Source organism: Dactylosporangium sp. CS-047395 (genome assembly GCF_050942185.1).
Classification (GTDB): Bacteria; Actinomycetota; Actinomycetes; order Mycobacteriales; family Micromonosporaceae; genus Dactylosporangium.
Map to the genome: position 1 here is coordinate 7,926,178 of NZ_CP192015.1, position 14,700 is coordinate 7,940,877.

At 71.8% G+C, this 14,700-nt stretch carries 13 protein-coding genes; 6 read left to right on the top strand and 7 right to left on the bottom strand.

What is annotated here, in order from left to right; translation table 11 throughout:
* Positions 1–111: 111 nt before the first annotated feature.
* The 4 genes from ACQP00_RS37400 (at position 112) to ACQP00_RS37415 (ending at position 4,852) form a co-directional block, all read left to right on the top strand.
* On the top strand, positions 112–1,083 hold the full coding sequence (locus tag ACQP00_RS37400) for an aldo/keto reductase (protein WP_433205212.1): 972 nt from the start codon (positions 112–114) through the stop codon (positions 1,081–1,083).
* A gap of 12 nt (positions 1,084–1,095) precedes the next feature.
* A complete protein-coding gene (locus ACQP00_RS37405; RefSeq protein ID WP_433205215.1) occupies positions 1,096–2,046 on the top strand; it encodes a hypothetical protein in 951 nt (316 codons plus the stop codon).
* A gap of 12 nt (positions 2,047–2,058) precedes the next feature.
* Positions 2,059–2,250 (top strand): DUF5703 family protein, encoded by a 192-nt coding sequence (locus ACQP00_RS37410; protein ID WP_433045732.1) that lies wholly within the window; start codon positions 2,059–2,061, stop codon positions 2,248–2,250.
* A gap of 94 nt (positions 2,251–2,344) precedes the next feature.
* Entirely contained in the window at positions 2,345–4,852 is a 2,508-nt protein-coding gene (locus ACQP00_RS37415; RefSeq protein ID WP_433205218.1) for an EAL domain-containing protein, read from the top strand.
* Here ACQP00_RS37415 and ACQP00_RS37420 read toward each other — a convergent pair.
* Positions 4,849–6,270, bottom strand: a complete 1,422-nt coding sequence (locus ACQP00_RS37420; RefSeq protein WP_433205221.1) for a PIN-like domain-containing protein — start codon at positions 6,268–6,270, stop codon at positions 4,849–4,851. The two genes, ACQP00_RS37415 and ACQP00_RS37420, sit on opposite strands and share 4 nt — an antisense overlap.
* Positions 6,271–6,315: 45 nt before the next feature.
* Positions 6,316–6,639 carry a DUF3140 domain-containing protein gene (locus ACQP00_RS37425; RefSeq protein ID WP_433205224.1) on the bottom strand — a complete coding sequence of 108 codons (324 nt, stop codon included), beginning with the start codon at positions 6,637–6,639 and terminating at the stop codon, positions 6,316–6,318.
* 96 nt (positions 6,640–6,735) lie between these two features.
* On the opposite strand from ACQP00_RS37425, the gene ACQP00_RS37430 reads away from it, so the two are divergent.
* A complete protein-coding gene (locus ACQP00_RS37430) occupies positions 6,736–6,963 on the top strand; it encodes a DivIVA domain-containing protein (protein WP_433205227.1) in 228 nt (75 codons plus the stop codon).
* A 61-nt stretch (positions 6,964–7,024) separates the two neighbouring features.
* Here ACQP00_RS37430 and ACQP00_RS37435 read toward each other — a convergent pair whose 3' ends face one another.
* Positions 7,025–7,429 (bottom strand): hypothetical protein, encoded by a 405-nt coding sequence (locus ACQP00_RS37435; protein WP_433205230.1) that lies wholly within the window; start codon positions 7,427–7,429, stop codon positions 7,025–7,027.
* An 83-nt stretch (positions 7,430–7,512) separates the two neighbouring features.
* Positions 7,513–7,944: a hypothetical protein gene (locus tag ACQP00_RS37440; protein ID WP_433205233.1), complete on the bottom strand. Its 432-nt coding sequence runs from the start codon at positions 7,942–7,944 to the stop codon at positions 7,513–7,515.
* A gap of 487 nt (positions 7,945–8,431) precedes the next feature.
* Here ACQP00_RS37440 and ACQP00_RS37445 point away from each other — a divergent pair, with 487 nt between their 5' ends.
* Positions 8,432–10,843 carry an ATP-binding protein gene (locus tag ACQP00_RS37445; protein WP_433205236.1) on the top strand — a complete coding sequence of 804 codons (2,412 nt, stop codon included), beginning with the start codon at positions 8,432–8,434 and terminating at the stop codon, positions 10,841–10,843.
* A gap of 61 nt (positions 10,844–10,904) precedes the next feature.
* Here the strand turns inward: ACQP00_RS37445 and ACQP00_RS37450 are convergent, their stop codons facing one another.
* From ACQP00_RS37450 to ACQP00_RS37460, 3 genes are read right to left on the bottom strand one after another with little or no spacing between them, the layout of a single operon-like run.
* The gene (locus tag ACQP00_RS37450; protein WP_433205239.1) at positions 10,905–12,392 is read right to left on the bottom strand and encodes a CoA-acylating methylmalonate-semialdehyde dehydrogenase; all 1,488 of its coding nucleotides are present in this window, start codon (positions 12,390–12,392) and stop codon (positions 10,905–10,907) included.
* Positions 12,389–13,228 (bottom strand): HpcH/HpaI aldolase/citrate lyase family protein, encoded by an 840-nt coding sequence (locus tag ACQP00_RS37455; RefSeq protein ID WP_433205242.1) that lies wholly within the window; start codon positions 13,226–13,228, stop codon positions 12,389–12,391. The genes ACQP00_RS37450 and ACQP00_RS37455 overlap by 4 nt, the downstream gene beginning before the upstream one ends.
* Positions 13,225–14,691 (bottom strand): dihydroorotase, encoded by a 1,467-nt coding sequence (locus tag ACQP00_RS37460; RefSeq protein WP_433205245.1) that lies wholly within the window; start codon positions 14,689–14,691, stop codon positions 13,225–13,227. The genes ACQP00_RS37455 and ACQP00_RS37460 overlap by 4 nt, the downstream gene beginning before the upstream one ends.
* Between the last annotated feature and the right edge of the window lie 9 nt (positions 14,692–14,700).

The following is a 14,700-nucleotide window of genomic DNA, read 5'->3' on the forward strand; positions in this document are numbered from 1 at the left end:
GCCTCCCAGGGGTTTCCCGCGCGACCCTGCACGGGCGGACCCAGGGTAGCCTGTGCCGCTGACGGGCCCGCCTACGCAACGATGCCGCCATCCGGCCGTATCGTTCCATGCATGCAGCAGCGACCGCTCGGCCGTAGCGGGCTGGCGGTATCCCGGCTGGCCCTCGGCACCATGACGTGGGGCCGGGACACCGACGCCGACGACGCCGCGGCCCAGCTCAAGACGTTCCGCGACGCCGGCGGGACGCTGCTGGACACCGCGGACGTCTACGCCGACGGCGAGGCCGAGTCCGTCATCGGGGCCCTGGTCGGCCGCCTGGTGCCGCGCGAGGAGCTGGTCATCGCCACCAAGGCGGGCCTGCGCCCGGGCATGACCCGCCGCCGCGACGGCTCCCGCGGGCACCTCCTGTCCGCCTTGGACACGTCCCTGCAGCGGCTCGGGACCGACCACGTGGACCTGTGGCAGGTGCACGGGTACGACCCGGACACGCCCTTGGAGGAGACGCTCTCGGCGATCGACACCGCGGTGAGCACCGGCCGGGCCCGCTACGCCGGGGTGTCGAACTACTCCGGCTGGCAGAGCGCCCGCGCCGCGACCTGGCAGGCGGCCTGGCCCGGGCGGGCCCCGCTGGTGTCCACCCAGGTCGAGTACTCCCTGCTGGAACGGGGCATCGAACGCGAGGTCGTGCCGGCCTGCCAGGCGCTCGGGATCGGCATCCTGCCCTGGTCGCCGCTGGGCCGCGGGGTGCTGACCGGCAAGTACCGCACCGGCGTGCCGGCCGACTCCCGGGCCGCGTCGCCGCATTTCGAGCGGTTCGTGGCGCCGTACCTCGACGACCGCTGCGCCGGGATCGTGGAGGCGGTCGCGACCGCGGCCGGCGGGCTCGGCGTGTCGCCGCTCGAGGTGGCCCTGGCCTGGGTCCGCGACCGGCCGGGCGTGGTCGCGCCGGTGCTCGGCGCCCGCACCGTCGGGCAGCTGCTCGGAGCGTTGCAGACCGAGGAGATCGTGCTGCCGCGGGAGATCCGCATGGCCCTGGACGACGTGTCGGCGCCCACCTCGGGCTATCCGGAGCGGCAAACGTAATCTTGGGCCACCATGCTGCGCCGACTGCTTCCGCTGGCCGGCGTGCTGCTGCTCACCGCGTGTGACGCCGGCCCGCCCGTCAGCCACCCAGACGCCACCGTGCCCACCCCGACCTGGGCGCCGGCCCCGTCCACGGCACCCGCCGGCACCACGACCCCGGTCCCGTCGCGCCCCATCGGGGTCGCCATCGGCCGTTCCTTGCTGGCGATTTCCGAAACCGCCGCGTTTGTACTGCCTGAGGCCACCCCATCCCCCGTCGCCGGCACGCCGAGCAGCGTGGTGGCGGTGGGCGACACGTTCCGCGTGGTCGCCGGGTCGTCCGTGCACACCCTGCCGGGCGGCCCGACCTGGAGCCTGCCGGCCGAGGGCGGGGCGATCGCGGTACCGGAGAACGCCGACTGGACCGCCGTGGCCCTGCCCGCCCGCGGCGATGTGATCATCCTCTCCCCGACCGGTGAACCGCTGCGCACGATCCACACCGGCGGCCGCCCGAGCGCGCTCGCCGCCGACGCGAAGCGGATCGCGGTGCTCGACGCCGGCCAGTCCTCCATCACCACGTTCGACGCCGCCACCGGCGCCCGCCAGGAGGCACTGCGGGCCGGCGACGGGGCGGTCACGGTCGCCGCGGCCGGCGGCGGACGGTTCGCGGTGATCGACGCCCGCGACGGGGAGCTGCTGGTGTTCGACGCGGGCCCGCTGATCCTGCGCCAGCGCTACCCGGTGCCGGGCGGGGCGTGGGCCGCCGCGTACGACCCGAACCGGGGCGTGCTGTGGGTCACCCTCACCCAGCGCAACGAGGTGGCCGGCTACCACCTCGGCGGGGGGACGCCGCGGGAGGTGGGGCGGCACGGGACGGTACGGCTGCCGCTCGCCCTCGCGGTTGATCCCGCGACCGGAGCGCTGGCCGTCGCCGGGACGGACCACACCGGGGCGGAAGGGCTGGTGCAGCGCATCCCGGCGTAGCAGTATCGGGACATGGACTACGAGTACGTGCCGCTGCGGTTACCGTCGAATGTCGACCGGATGACCGCTAACGCACAGCTGACGATCCAGGCCGAGTACGGCGGCTGGGAGCTCGCGCGGGTCCGGCTCTACGCCGACGGCACGCGCCAGGTGATGCTCCGCCGCCGGGTGACCAACGAGACCCTTCCCGGGCTCAGCACGTAGCCCTATATTGAACTTCGGCGTTCCAGATCGGCTCGACGCAACGTAACGTCGTCGATGCTTGCTGCATTGTGCAAGGTGCGCCAGACTCAGCCTCGTGCTGCTGGTCTCGGTCACGCTCAGTGCTGCCGCGCTGGCCGCGGCCCTCGCCGGGATCATCCCCGCGGGGCTCGCGCTCGCCGTCGCGGGGCTCGTCGCCGCCGCCCGCGCCGCGACCCTCCTGCTGCGCCGCGACGGCGCCGCCTGTTGGCACCGCCCGGTCAGCGCCGGCCTCGGCTTCTGCGGCGTGTCGACCGCCGCCGCCGGCCTCGCCGCCTGGCTCGCCCCGCACGCCATGCTCACCGACGTGCCGCTGCCCGCCGAACTGCCGCTGATCGGCCTGTTCTTCGTGGCCGGCACCCTGCTCATCGGCCTGTTCCACCTGCCCGGCCAGGCCGCGACGTACGTCGGGCGGATCCGCCGCCTCCTCGACGGCGCCGGCATCGGCGTCATCCTGTTCTTCATCGCCTGGCTGGTGGTCTTCGAGGCGGCCGGCCTCAAGGGCGCCGCCCTCACGGCGGTCCTCGTCGCGAGCGTCGCCGTCGGCTCGGCCGTGGTCGGCACCATGCGCGCCGCCCCGATCCAGCCCGGCGCCGTCCTGCGCGGCGCCGGCATCCTCGTCATGATCATCGCGCAGACCGCGCTGGTCCTGATCCTCGACTACCACCTGGACCAGGCCTGGCTGCTGGTCGCCGGCGTCCCCCTCGTCGCCGGCCCGCTGCTGGCCGGCCGGGAACTGCCGCCGGGCCAGCCGGAGCCGCCCGCCGCCACGACCACCGACGGCAGCTTCGCCCGGTACCCGCTGCTGGCCCTCCCCCTCGCCGGCGCCCTGGTGGCGGCCGCCTACCACCTGGTCGTGGCCGGCCACTTCGATCCCGTCTCGGCCGTCCTGGCGATCGTCGGCGTCGTCATCATCGCCGTGCGCGAGGCCCTGGCCGTCGCCGACGTCCGCCAGTACGCGCGGTGGCTGGCCGAGCGCGAGGCCCGCTTCCGCGCCCTGGTCGCCGGATCGGCGGACGTGACCATGATGCTCGACGACACCCTGGTGGTCCGCTGGCAGTCCCCGGCCGCCGCCCGCCGCCTCGGCCTGGCCGACGCCGACGTGCTCGGCCACCCCCTGCTCGACCGCGTCCACCCCGACGAGACCGACGCCGTCGAGACCGCCCTGACCTCCGGCGACACCCTGATCGAGGCCCGCTTCGGCGACGGCTTCGGCGTGTGGCGCGAAACCGAGTGGAGCGTGAGCGACCAGCGCGCCGACCCGTCCGTACGCGCCGTCGTCGTGCACGTCCGCGACATCAGCCAGCGCCGCCAGCTCGAACACGCCCTCGCCCAGGCCGCCCGCAGCGACCACCTCACCGGCCTCGCGAACCGCACCGAACTGCGCCGCCTGCTCGCCGACCGCACCGCCCCGTGCGTCCTGGTCGTCCTGGGCCTGGACGGCCTCACCAGCGTCAACCAGCTCCGCGGCCACGAGGTCGGCGACGCGGTCCTCGTGGAGGCCGCCCGCCGCCTGCGCGCCGCCCTGTCCCCCGGCGAGCAGGCCGCGCGACTGACCAGCGACCAGTTCGCGGTCCTCACGGCAGGCGGCGCCGTGCACGCCCAGATGACCGCGAGCCGCTTGCTGACGCTGTTGTCGGACCCGTACCCGGTGCTGGGCGTCTCGTCGCACCTGTCCGCCTCGGCGGGCCTGGCCGAGCACGCCCCCGGCGACACCGACGCCCTGAGCCGGGCGGAGCTGGCCCTGCAACGCTCCCGCCAGCTGGGCCCGGCGCAACCCCCGCAGTGGTACGACGAGGCCACCGCCACCCTGCTGCGCCGCCGCCTGACCATCGAACAGGACCTCCCGGGCGCCCTGACCCGCGGCGAACTGGACCTGCTCTTCCAGCCGGTGGTGGAACTCCCCTCGGGCCGCGTCGTCGGCCTCGAGGCCACCCCCCGCTGGCGCCGCGCCGGCCTGGGCCCCGTCCCGGACACCGAGTTCCTGCCGGTCGCCGACCAGCTGGGCCTGCACCACGACCTGGGCACCTGGCTCCTGGCCGCGGCCGGCCGCCAGCTCTCGAACTTCGCCGCCGTCCAGGGCCCGCCGCTGTGGCTCGCCCTGACTGTGTCCCCGGCCCTGCTGGCAGCGGACGGCTTCGTGGATCTCCTAGCCGCAACAGGCTTCCCCCCGTCGCGGCTGGTCGTGCAGTTCACCGTCCCGGAGCCCGCACTGCCCGACCTCGTGGACCGCCTCACCGCCGTGCGCACCCTAGGCGCCCGGGTCTCCCTCGACGGCTTCGGCGTGCAGGCAACGTCGCTGAGCCTGCTGCGGCGGCTTCCCCTGGATCTCGTACGCGTGGACCGGCGCACCTTCGCGGGAGCGGAAACACCGGTCGTGGCGGCGGTGGTGAACTTGGCGCGGCAGCTGGGGGTGGAGGTCGCGGTCAACGACGTCCGCGACGATCAGGAACTGACCACCATCACGGCCGCGGGCTGCCGGCTGGCGCAGGGATCGCTGTTCTGCGCGACCTCGGTGCCGGAGCGCCTGGAGGCGTACCTCGACGCCCAGCGCACCACCCGCTAGTCCACCGGCCTGCGCACGAACGTCACCGTCTCGGTCTCGAAGTCCACCAGCGACGCCTTGAACCCGGCATCGGCGACCGCCTTCCCGAGCGAGTTGACGCTCGAATACCAGTACGGCGTGTGCTTCCGAGCGGACGGCGCCAGCGGCGACCCGATGATCTGCTCGATGCCGGCGAACGTCATCGGCAGGGCATCGCCGGTCTGCGCGAGGAGCCATGTCGTGAGCGGCGCGTATTTGCCTTGGACGACGCCACCCAGGGCGACGAAGAACTCCGTTGGCACGAGGTAGCCCATCACACTCCCGTCGGCGGACTCGACTGGTTCGAGAGGTCGCACTCCATACGTTGACTGGGCCCGGGCAAGGTGCCGTTCGAAGTCCGCTGGGTCGATGTCAAGGATGGCCGCCGCCTCGTCAGCTGTGATACCGCCGCCAGCGGCAATCGCCGCACGGATGATCGCGACGACTTCCGGATCCCGCAGCGACATGGCACGCACAATCTCCGCCGCCGACGACGCGGCGTCGAAGCCACGGCCGTCCCGTTCGGCGTCCTCGACCGAGGCGGGGCTGACCTCGACGTCGAGGGCGGCGGAGCGCGCCAGCAGGTCGCGCACGCGCAGCAGGTGCAGGCGGCGGCCGGTCAGGTCGAAGAACTCCTCGGTCATTTCGTGCCGCGGGCCGATGAACTCGGACCGGTGGCGCCACCACCAGTCCTCCTTCTCGTCGTTGGTGACGATCACGAGGTCGAGGCCGCGTTCCTTGGCCGTCTCGCAGGCCTGCCAGTAGACGAGGAAGTCCCCGGCACCGCCCTCGGGGTGGGTGTCCTTGTCCGCGTCCAGGTAGCCCGGCGGCCGCTGCTCGACGACGCGGCGCTTGCCCTCGGCGACGAGCTCGGCCCAGCGCGGCTCGTCCGGCCGTGGCAGGACCTTGCCGTCCAGGAGTGTGACGAGGCGGCTCATCACCGGATCCCGCTCGGCCGGGGTGCCGGGGTGCACGCGGCCGGTCTCCGTCTCGTCGACCACGGCGACGAGCCGGTCGAACAGCTCCGTGATCGTCCTCTGGTGCCGCTGCAGGTCGTCGTCGTCCAGCGCGACGCTGCGCGCCCACGACTCCATCGCCTCGTTGGTCGAGCGCCGGTTCTTCGCGAACGCGTCCCGGGCATCCTTCGCGGCGCCGCCCGGGTTGCCGATGGCGGTGATCCGGTTGCGGTGGAATTCGCGGAGGGCTTGGTGGGGCACGACAAGGCGGTCACCGAGGCGCTCGAAGATCGCGAGCAGATCGTCGGTCGTCCGCCGGTTGTAGCGGTACAGGCTCAGCAGCACATTGGCGTCGATCGCGACAAGGGCGGACTTGAGCGCCTCGTTCTTGTCGTCGTCGCCGACGATGCGGTAGCCCTCGAAGCCGTCGAAGAGTCCGGTCATCGGCGGCCACCATACTGCAGCGCCGGCGGATCAAACGTCGTCCGGCTATTCCTTCAGCGGATCGTGGCCCCAGTTCATCAACGAGTACCGCCACTTGGTCTCGCGCACGTCGCCGGACGGGCGCTGCGCGAGGTGGCGGTGCACGTACCCGACGACCTTGCGCATGTGCGCCTCGTCCGCGTCGGTGAGGTCGGCCTTCTTGGCGTGCAGGATGTGCACGATCTTCCGGCCGCTGTCGTGCCCCACCGACTCGCCGCCGCCGTCCTTCTGGCCCACGGCCTTCGACTCGTCGGTGCGCAGCCACTTGTCGAGCTCGGATGCCGTCATGTTCACCGCGTCCTTGAACTCGGCGTACGTGTCCGTCGTCATGCCGCCCCAGTACCCGCGCCGCGAGCCGGTAAAGGTGCAAATCTGATCGAGGCGCATGAGTGTGCACCGGCGCCGGGGAGGAGCACACTTCCAGGTATGACGCAGTTCACGACCGGGTTCCGCGGCTACGACCGGGTGGCGGTCGACGAGTTCGTCCAGCGGGCCAATGACGACATCGCCTCCGCCGACCCCGACCGAGTGTCCCGCGCGAAGGCCGACGCCCAGGCGGTCAGCTTCCGCGTGGTGCTGCGCGGCTACAACCAGCAGGAGGTCGACCACTACCTGCGCCGCATCGCGAAAGGCCGCCCGGACGACCGCCCGTGACCCGTGCCACGGGTGCATGGCCGGGCCGGTGGTTCGGCCCGGCCATGGCGCCACAGCTCCGTCAGGAGCCGAACGAGATGTTGCCGATGTCGCGGGCCTGCACCACGTTGTGCTGCGTCCCACCGCTGACGGCATTGTGCACCGAGTCGTCGTTGACGATCACGGTCTGCGCGTGGCGCACCCAGGCCTCGAACTCGATACGGAAGTCGTCGTCGACCGTGCTCCACTGCGCGAGCGTGGTGCCCAGATCCACCGCCGCACTGCCGTCCCCCGGTGCGCGCTCCAGCGCGGTGATCTGCTCTTCAGCCCGCTCCACTGCCTGGCGCCGCTTGGCATCCAGGTTGTCGGAGTCCGCATGACGGAACCTGCGTACCAGTTCGGACAGTGAGCTCCAGGCAAGCTCGCCGAGCTTTCCGCCGGCGCCGCCGGCGAGGGAGGCGAGCAGTTCGGTCAGCACCTGATCCATTGTCATCTCCAATTGAGCATGGGCTCGCTGGGCCGCCTCGGCGACCAGTACAAATCCGGACCAGGGTGCGGTCGACCGCCGCGTCACCGCCGGCCTCCGACCGCATCGCGAGCAGCGTGCCGAGCAACAGCAGGTCGAGCTTGGGGACGGATTCGCGGATCTCGTGGCAGATGCGGGCGAGCGCCGCCCGGACCGATCCGCCGGACGTGATGACCGACGATTTGAGACCGTCCAGCAAGAGCGTTTTGCCGGTCGTCGACAACGATCACGTCCGCCCCGCAGTCGGCCGCTACCCGCGCTACATCCCACTGGCCGTCGGGATCGAGCATGCGGACCGAGAGGTCGATGATGAGCAGAGTTGGCGTGATGACCCCGACCGTCCGACGACCGAAGCGGTACGCGACGAGCGCCGCGCAGTTGACCGCGGCCGACGCCGAGTAGACCACCTCGGCGGCATCCGGCGGATACGACTGCCCGCTGTGCAGCGACATCGACTCGGTGAAGAACGTGGTCAACTCGCACCCCGCGAATGAACGCGTGCCGAGCGAGCTGCAGCGCCGCCGCGCTCGTGGTTGCGGCGTCTGCCGAGCGTGCCCGTCGGCGAGATCGATGACCGGACCGGCCGGGCGCTGTGAGTCCATGCCTGCCGCGCCCCCTTACCAGGTCTCGGACGCAATCCAAGAGGACGGGGATGCACCCACCCGCCGACCGCATCGCACAATCGGCGGTTCCATGTGGCGGGAAATCGACAATTGACGATTGTTAATCGCATGTGGTCCCCAGGGCGCTCCAGCGATCGACCCCAGAGCGCATCGACATGGGCCGAGTCTAGGTCGGCCAATCCTGGGCGGCATCGTCCGAATTGGCGAGGCGAGCAGCGTGCGCTTATGTGGTAACACGCCGTCGGTCCCGACGTGAAGATTCTTGTGATCATCCATTGAGGGGGTGGTGGCCGCCCGGCACCGGTATCGATACACTACGGCGACCGGCCTTGGAGGTGGCGTGGGCAACTCGGTGGCATCCCCTTCGCCGCACGAGCCGCATCGAACCGGAGGCACCTGGTCGGAGCTCTCCGGACACGCCCGTGATGTCGTGCAGGCGCGCGATGTGATGGGTGGCATCCATTTCCACACTGCCACTGCGGCGCCTGCCATCGTTCCGCGCGAGTTGCCCGGAAATGTGCGCGGATTCGTCGGCCGCACGGCTGACCTCGACCTCATGGATTCCGTCCTCGAGCGCAGCGGCGAGTCGACGGAGACGGTGCTCATCGCGAGCATCGTCGGCACCGCCGGAGTGGGGAAGACCTCGCTGGCAGTGCACTGGGCCCATCGGGTGAAAGACCAGTTCCCGGATGGCCAGCTGTACGTCAACCTTCGCGGGTACGACGCCGGTTCGCCCGTCACGGCCGACCAGGCACTGCAACGGTTCCTGCGCATTCTCGACGTGGATCCGGGGGCGATCCCGGACGACACCGAGGACAAGGCGGCGCTGTACCGTTCGATCCTGTCGAATCGAAGAGTCCTCGTCCTGCTCGACAACGCCTCCAAGGTGGGACAGGTTCGGCCGCTCCTGCCGGGCACGGCCAGCTGCATGGTCGTCGTCACGAGTCGCATCGATCTGCCAGGGCTCGTGGTCCGCGACGGCGCTCGCCGTATCAACCTCGATGTTCTGAGTACGGACGACGCTGTCGGCCTCCTGCGCAGGGCGATGGTGCCGCATCGCGGGCCCGACTCCGACGAGGCGCTCGCGGAGCTGGCACACCTGTGTGCATATCTGCCGCTCGCCCTGCGTATCGCCGCCGAGCGGGCGGCCGCGCGCCCGCGCATGCCCCTGGATGCGCTGATCCAGGATCTGAAGGACGAATCGCGCGTCTGGCGCGCTCTGTCCGCCGACGAGGATGGGGTCGACGCCGTGCACACCGTCTTTTCCTGGTCGTACCGTGCGCTGCCTGAGGACACCGCGCGCCTCTTCCGGTTGCTGGGCCTTCATCCGGGGCAGGAGATCTCATTGCTGGCTGCTGCGGCCCTCGCGGACGTCCCGGTCGAGAAGGCGCGGCAGCTCGTCGAATCGCTGATCGGAGCACACTTGCTCAGCGAGACGTCCTACGACCGCTATCAGTTCCATGATCTGCTGCGCGCCTACGCCGGCGAACAGGCCCGACAGACCGAGACACCGGAGGAGCTCCACGCGGCGACGGCTCGGCTGTGCCGCTGGTACGTCAAGGCCATGGCCGCCGCGGCGCTGCCGCACGACACGTTCTATGCCGACGACTGGGCGGTCATCCCGCCGCCGACGGACACGACCGGCCTGCCGACCTTCGCGAACTTCGATCAGGCAATGATCTGGTTCATCGCGGAAACCGACAACTTGGTGGCGGTGAGCACGCTGGCCGCAGAAGCGGGCCTCGACGACGTGGCGTGGGTCCTTCCCGCCCTGATCCGCACCCCGTACATGGATCGTCAGTCCATCCGTGGCTGGCTACCGCTGGCGGAGTCCGCCCTTCGGGCCACGCGGCGTTCCGGAGATCGCCGCGGCGAGTCGATCACCCTCATGGGCTTCTCAATCGCATATCGCGACCTTCACCGCGTGCCGGAGGCGGTGGAGTACAGCCAAGCCGCACTGGTTGCCGCCGAGGACGTCGGTGACCCGCGCCAGGAGGCCGCCTCGCTGACCATGCTGGGGCACGCCCAGCGCCGGGGACGGCGTCTCGACGAGGCGATCGAGTCCTATCATCGGGCGCTCGCCCTGGCGAACGCCAATGACCTGCCGCTGTGGACCGTGTGGCCCGCCATCGGACTTGCCGAGGCGCTGCTGGACGCCGGCCGGCTCGACGAGGCGTACGCGGAGATCACGGGGCTGCTCGGTCGCATTCCGCCGGAGAGTCCGGGTGTACGCACCGAGGGACTGTGGGTGCTGGCCGGGGTGGAACGGGAGCTCGGCGCACTGGCCGACGCCCGCACGCACATCCAGGAGGCGCTCAGCGTCGCCTACGAGACCAAGAACACGATGTACCAGGGCCGCTGCGAGCTCGAGATGGGACGACTGCTGATCGACTCCGGGCGGCTGGAGGACTCCCTGGAGTCGCTGCAGCACGCCGCGGCGGTCGGCCGGCGCCTCGGTGACGGCAGCGTGGAGGCGTGTGCCCTGGACGATACCGGTCGGGTGTACCGGGAACTCGGGCGGCTCGAGGAGGCTGTGCACTTCCATCGTCTCGCCGTCGCAGCGCATCGCGAGCTCGATGACGTGTGGCGGCTGGCCGCGGCGGTCAACAACATGGCGATCACCACGGCGGCGCTCGGCGATCGGGTGGCAGCCAGGCAGCAGTGGAGCGACGCCGCCGACCTGGTGGTCGAGTTCGACGATCCGCGAGCCGCGGCACTGCGAGCCGAGATCGCCGAACGGTTGGCCGGGTGAGCCTCGTACTGCCGAACCATACAGAGATGCGGGTCGACACCACCGGGCCCCTCGACGGACCTCAGGTGTTGACGGGGAAGCCCAGGGCCAGGCCGCGGTGTTCGGGGTCGCTCCAGCGCGTCGTGACGACCTTGGCGCGGGTGAAGAAGTGCACGCCCTCGGTGCCGTGGGCGTGGACGTCGCCGAACAGGGAGGACTTCCAGCCGCCGAAGGAGTAGTAGGCCATCGGGACCGGGACGGGGACGTTCACGCCGATCATGCCGACCTGGATCTCGCGGCAGAAGCGCCGCGCCGCGCCGCCGTCGGCGGTGAAGATGGCGGTGCCGTTGCCGTACGGGTTGGCGTTGATCAGTGCGACGCCCTCCTCGTAGGTGGCGACGCGGACGACGGAGAGGACCGGGCCGAAGATCTCCTCGGTGTAGACGGCCATGCCGGGCTCGACGTCGTCGAGCAGGGTCGGGCCGACGAAGAAGCCCGCGCCGTCGGCGTCGTACGCGGACTCGCGGCCGTCCACGACCACGCGGGCCCCCGCCGAGGCGCCGGCCGCGATCGCCGCCGTCACGCGGGACTGGGCGGCGGCCGACACCAGGGGGCCCATGTCGCAGCCGCGGCGGCCGTCGCCGGTGCGCAGGGTGAGGGCCCGGGACGCGATGCGCTCGACCAGGGGGTCGGCGACGTCGCCGACCGCGACCACCACCGAGATGGCCATGCAGCGCTGGCCCGCCGAGCCGAAGCCGGCGTTGACGGCCTGGTCCGCGGCGAGGTCCAGGTCGGCGTCGGGCAGGACCAGCATGTGGTTCTTGGCGCCGCCGAGGGCCTGGACGCGCTTGCCGTGGCGGCTTGCGGTCTCGTGGACGTACGCGGCGATCGGAGTCGATCCGACGAACGAGACGGCGGCGATGTCGGGGTGTTCGAGGAGGGCGTCGACGGCCTCCTTGGCCCCGTTGACGACGTTGAAGACGCCGTCGGGCAGGCCGGCCTCGCGCCAGAGGCGGGCCAGCCACAGGGCGGCCGACGGGACCTTCTCGCTGGGCTTGAGCACGACGGTGTTGCCGGCCGCGATGGCGATCGGGAAGAACCACATGGGCACCATCGCCGGGAAGTTGAACGGGCTGATGATGGCGACCGGGCCGAGCGGCTGGCGCAGCGAGTGCACGTCGACGTTGGTCGAGGCGTTCTCGGTGAAGCCGCCCTTGAGCAGGTGGGGCATGCCGCAGGCGAACTCGACGACCTCGCGGCCGCGGGCGACCTCGCCGCGGGCGTCGTCGAGGACCTTGCCGTGCTCGGCGGTGATGATGGCGGCCAGGTCGTCGCCGCGCTCGTTGAGCAGCTCGCGGAAGCGGAACAGCACCGTGGTGCGGCGGGCCAGGGAGGTCTCGCTCCACTCGGCGTAGGCGGCGGTCGCGGCCTTCACGGCGGTGTCGACCAGCGCGGCGTCGGCGAGGCCCACGCGGGCGGTCTCGGCGCCGGTGGCCGGGTCGGTGACGGGGCCGGTGGGCCCGGCCGGCGCCACCTCGGCGCCGGCGATCCAGTGCGGGACGGTGGTCATGCGGCGGCTCCCGGGCTGCGACGGACGTGGGCGTGGACGGCGAGGACGCGTTCGGCGCCCCGGATCATCGCGGGGTCGACCATGCGGCCGGAGGCGGTGACGGCGACGGCGCGGCCGCCGGCCTCGGCGGCGGCGAGGCTGTCCAGCAGCGCCTGGGCGGCCGCGACCTCCTCGGGTGCGGGCGTGAAGCCGGTGAGGATGGATGCGATTTGCTTCGGGTGTACGGCCGTGCGCCCGAGAAATCCCATCGCCCGCCCGGCCCGGCAGGAGGCGACGAGCCCCTCGGCGTCCGCGAGGTCCGTCCAGGCCGACATCATCGGCGCGGGCAGTCCGGCCGCCCGGGCCGCGACGACCACCCGGGAGCGGGCCCACACGAGCCCGTCGTCGGACGTGACGCCGAGGTCGCTGCGCAGGTCGGCCTCGCCCAGCGCGAGCGCGGCGACCTGCGGGGCGCGGGCGATGGCAGCAGCGGCCTCGATCCCGGCGGCCGACTCCAGCAGGGCGTGCACCGGGACGGGGCCGAGCACGGCGACGACCCGCTCGACGTCGGCGGCCGACTCGGTCTTGGGGACGCGGACCGAGTGCAGGCCGGGAAGGCCGGCCAGCACGGCGAGGTCCGCCGACGAGCCGCCGTTGACCCGCACCGAGATCCGGGCCCGGTCCGAAAGCGACGCGAGCCAGGACGCCACCGCCGCGCGGGCGGTGTCCTTGCCGGAGGCCGGGACCGCGTCCTCCAGGTCGAGGATCACCACGTCGGCCGGGCTGGCCAGCGCCTTGTCGAACAGCGCCGGCCGATCGCCGGGGACGTAGAGGGCGACCAGGTCGGGAGCGGTCATGAGCCGGTGGGCCGGTGGAGATACTGACCCCGCGGCGAGCCGGTCACGACGCCGTCGGTGAGGACCCGCATGCCGCGCACGAACGTGTCGGTGACGGCCGCGGTGAGCTCGAAGCCCTCGAACGGGGTGTACTCCTGGGCGGAGAGCGAGTCGGCGGCCCGGATGGTCCACGGGCGGTCGTCGTCGACCAGGCACAGGTCGGCGTCGAAGCCCTCCCGGATGGCGCCCTTGGTCGGCAGGCCGAAGCGCTGGGCCGGGGTCCACGCGGTGAGGGCGGCGATCCGGTCCCAGCCCAGGCCGCGCTTGCGGCCCTCGGTGACGAGCGCCGGCAGCAGGTACTCCGCCCCGCCGAACCCGGACTTGGCCAGGAACACGTCGTCGCGGTCGGCGCCGAACTTCTGCTCGTCGCGGCAGCAGGCGTGGTCGGAGACGACCCAGTCGAGCTCGCCGGCCAGGAGGTGCTCCCACAGCGCCTCGACGTCCTCGCGCGGGCGCAGCGGCGGGTTGACCTTGCCGCCGATGCCGGACGCGGTGTGGATGTCGGCGACCAGGTGCCCGATGGTGACCTCGCGGCGGAAGTCGATGTGCGGGAACGTCTTGGCCATGAGCAGCGCGGCCTCGACGGCCTTGGCCGAGCTCAGGTGCAGCAGGTTGATCTTCGGCAGGCCGGTCTCGTGGGCGAGGTACGCGGCGATCGAGATGGCCAGGCCCTCGGAGTGCGGGGGCCGCGACGCGGAGTACGCCTCCAGGCCGGTCAGCGTGCCGTCCTCCTCCACCAGCTTGGTGTAGGCGGCCATGATCTCGGCGGTCTCGCAGTGCAGGCTGAGCGAGATCGCCTCGGCCTTGTCCGGGAACTGCTCGCGGGCCTGCTGGATGCCGCGCATCACGAACTCGAAGTGCGCGATGTCGTAGCGCTCGCCCTCGGGGGTCATCAGGAACTTCGACTGGTCCGACGAGCGGCCGTGCAGGCCGTGGCTGCCGTAGAACATGAAGATCTTGAACGAGGTGACGCCGTGCCGCTCGACGAGCATCGGGATCTCGTCGATGTGCTCCTTGGTGATCGGCGCGAGGTGGAACGCGTAGTCGATGAACGCGTTGCCCGCCGACTTGTCGAGCACCTCGGGGAAGAGCTCGGCGTAGGAGCCGCCCTTGTTCATGTAGTACTGGCCGGTGCGCATGTAGTTCAGGCCGGTGGTGACGCCGCCCTGGGCCGCCGCCCGGCTCTCCACGTCGGTGTCGACGTCGAGCGGGTTGTAGATGCCCCAGTGCTGGTGGGCGTCGACGACGCCGGGGAAGGCGAGCTTGCCGCCGCCGTCGACCACCTCGCCGGCGCCGGCGGTGTCGAGACCGGCGGCGACCGCGACGATCCGGCCGCCGGCGATGCCGATGTCGGCCGGGACCGGGTCGGGACTGTCGTGGGTGACCACCCGGACGTTCTTGACGATCAGGTCGTAGTGAGCCATGCGTTCGTT

Bases quoted from the DNA above. Each gene is read 5' to 3' on its own strand.
- ACQP00_RS37400 (WP_433205212.1), top strand. From the start codon at position 112: ATGCAGCAGCGACCGCTCGGCCGTAGCGGGCTGGCGGTATCCCGGCTG.
- ACQP00_RS37405 (WP_433205215.1), top strand. From the start codon at position 1,096: ATGCTGCGCCGACTGCTTCCGCTGGCCGGCGTGCTGCTGCTCACCGCG.
- ACQP00_RS37410 (WP_433045732.1), top strand. From the start codon at position 2,059: ATGGACTACGAGTACGTGCCGCTGCGGTTACCGTCGAATGTCGACCGG.
- ACQP00_RS37420 (WP_433205221.1), bottom strand. From the start codon at position 6,270: ATGACCGGACTCTTCGACGGCTTCGAGGGCTACCGCATCGTCGGCGAC.
- ACQP00_RS37425 (WP_433205224.1), bottom strand. From the start codon at position 6,639: ATGACGACGGACACGTACGCCGAGTTCAAGGACGCGGTGAACATGACG.
- ACQP00_RS37430 (WP_433205227.1), top strand. From the start codon at position 6,736: ATGACGCAGTTCACGACCGGGTTCCGCGGCTACGACCGGGTGGCGGTC.
- ACQP00_RS37435 (WP_433205230.1), bottom strand. From the start codon at position 7,429: ATGGATCAGGTGCTGACCGAACTGCTCGCCTCCCTCGCCGGCGGCGCC.
- ACQP00_RS37450 (WP_433205239.1), bottom strand. From the start codon at position 12,392: ATGACCACCGTCCCGCACTGGATCGCCGGCGCCGAGGTGGCGCCGGCC.
- ACQP00_RS37455 (WP_433205242.1), bottom strand. From the start codon at position 13,228: ATGACCGCTCCCGACCTGGTCGCCCTCTACGTCCCCGGCGATCGGCCG.
- ACQP00_RS37460 (WP_433205245.1), bottom strand. From the start codon at position 14,691: ATGGCTCACTACGACCTGATCGTCAAGAACGTCCGGGTGGTCACCCAC.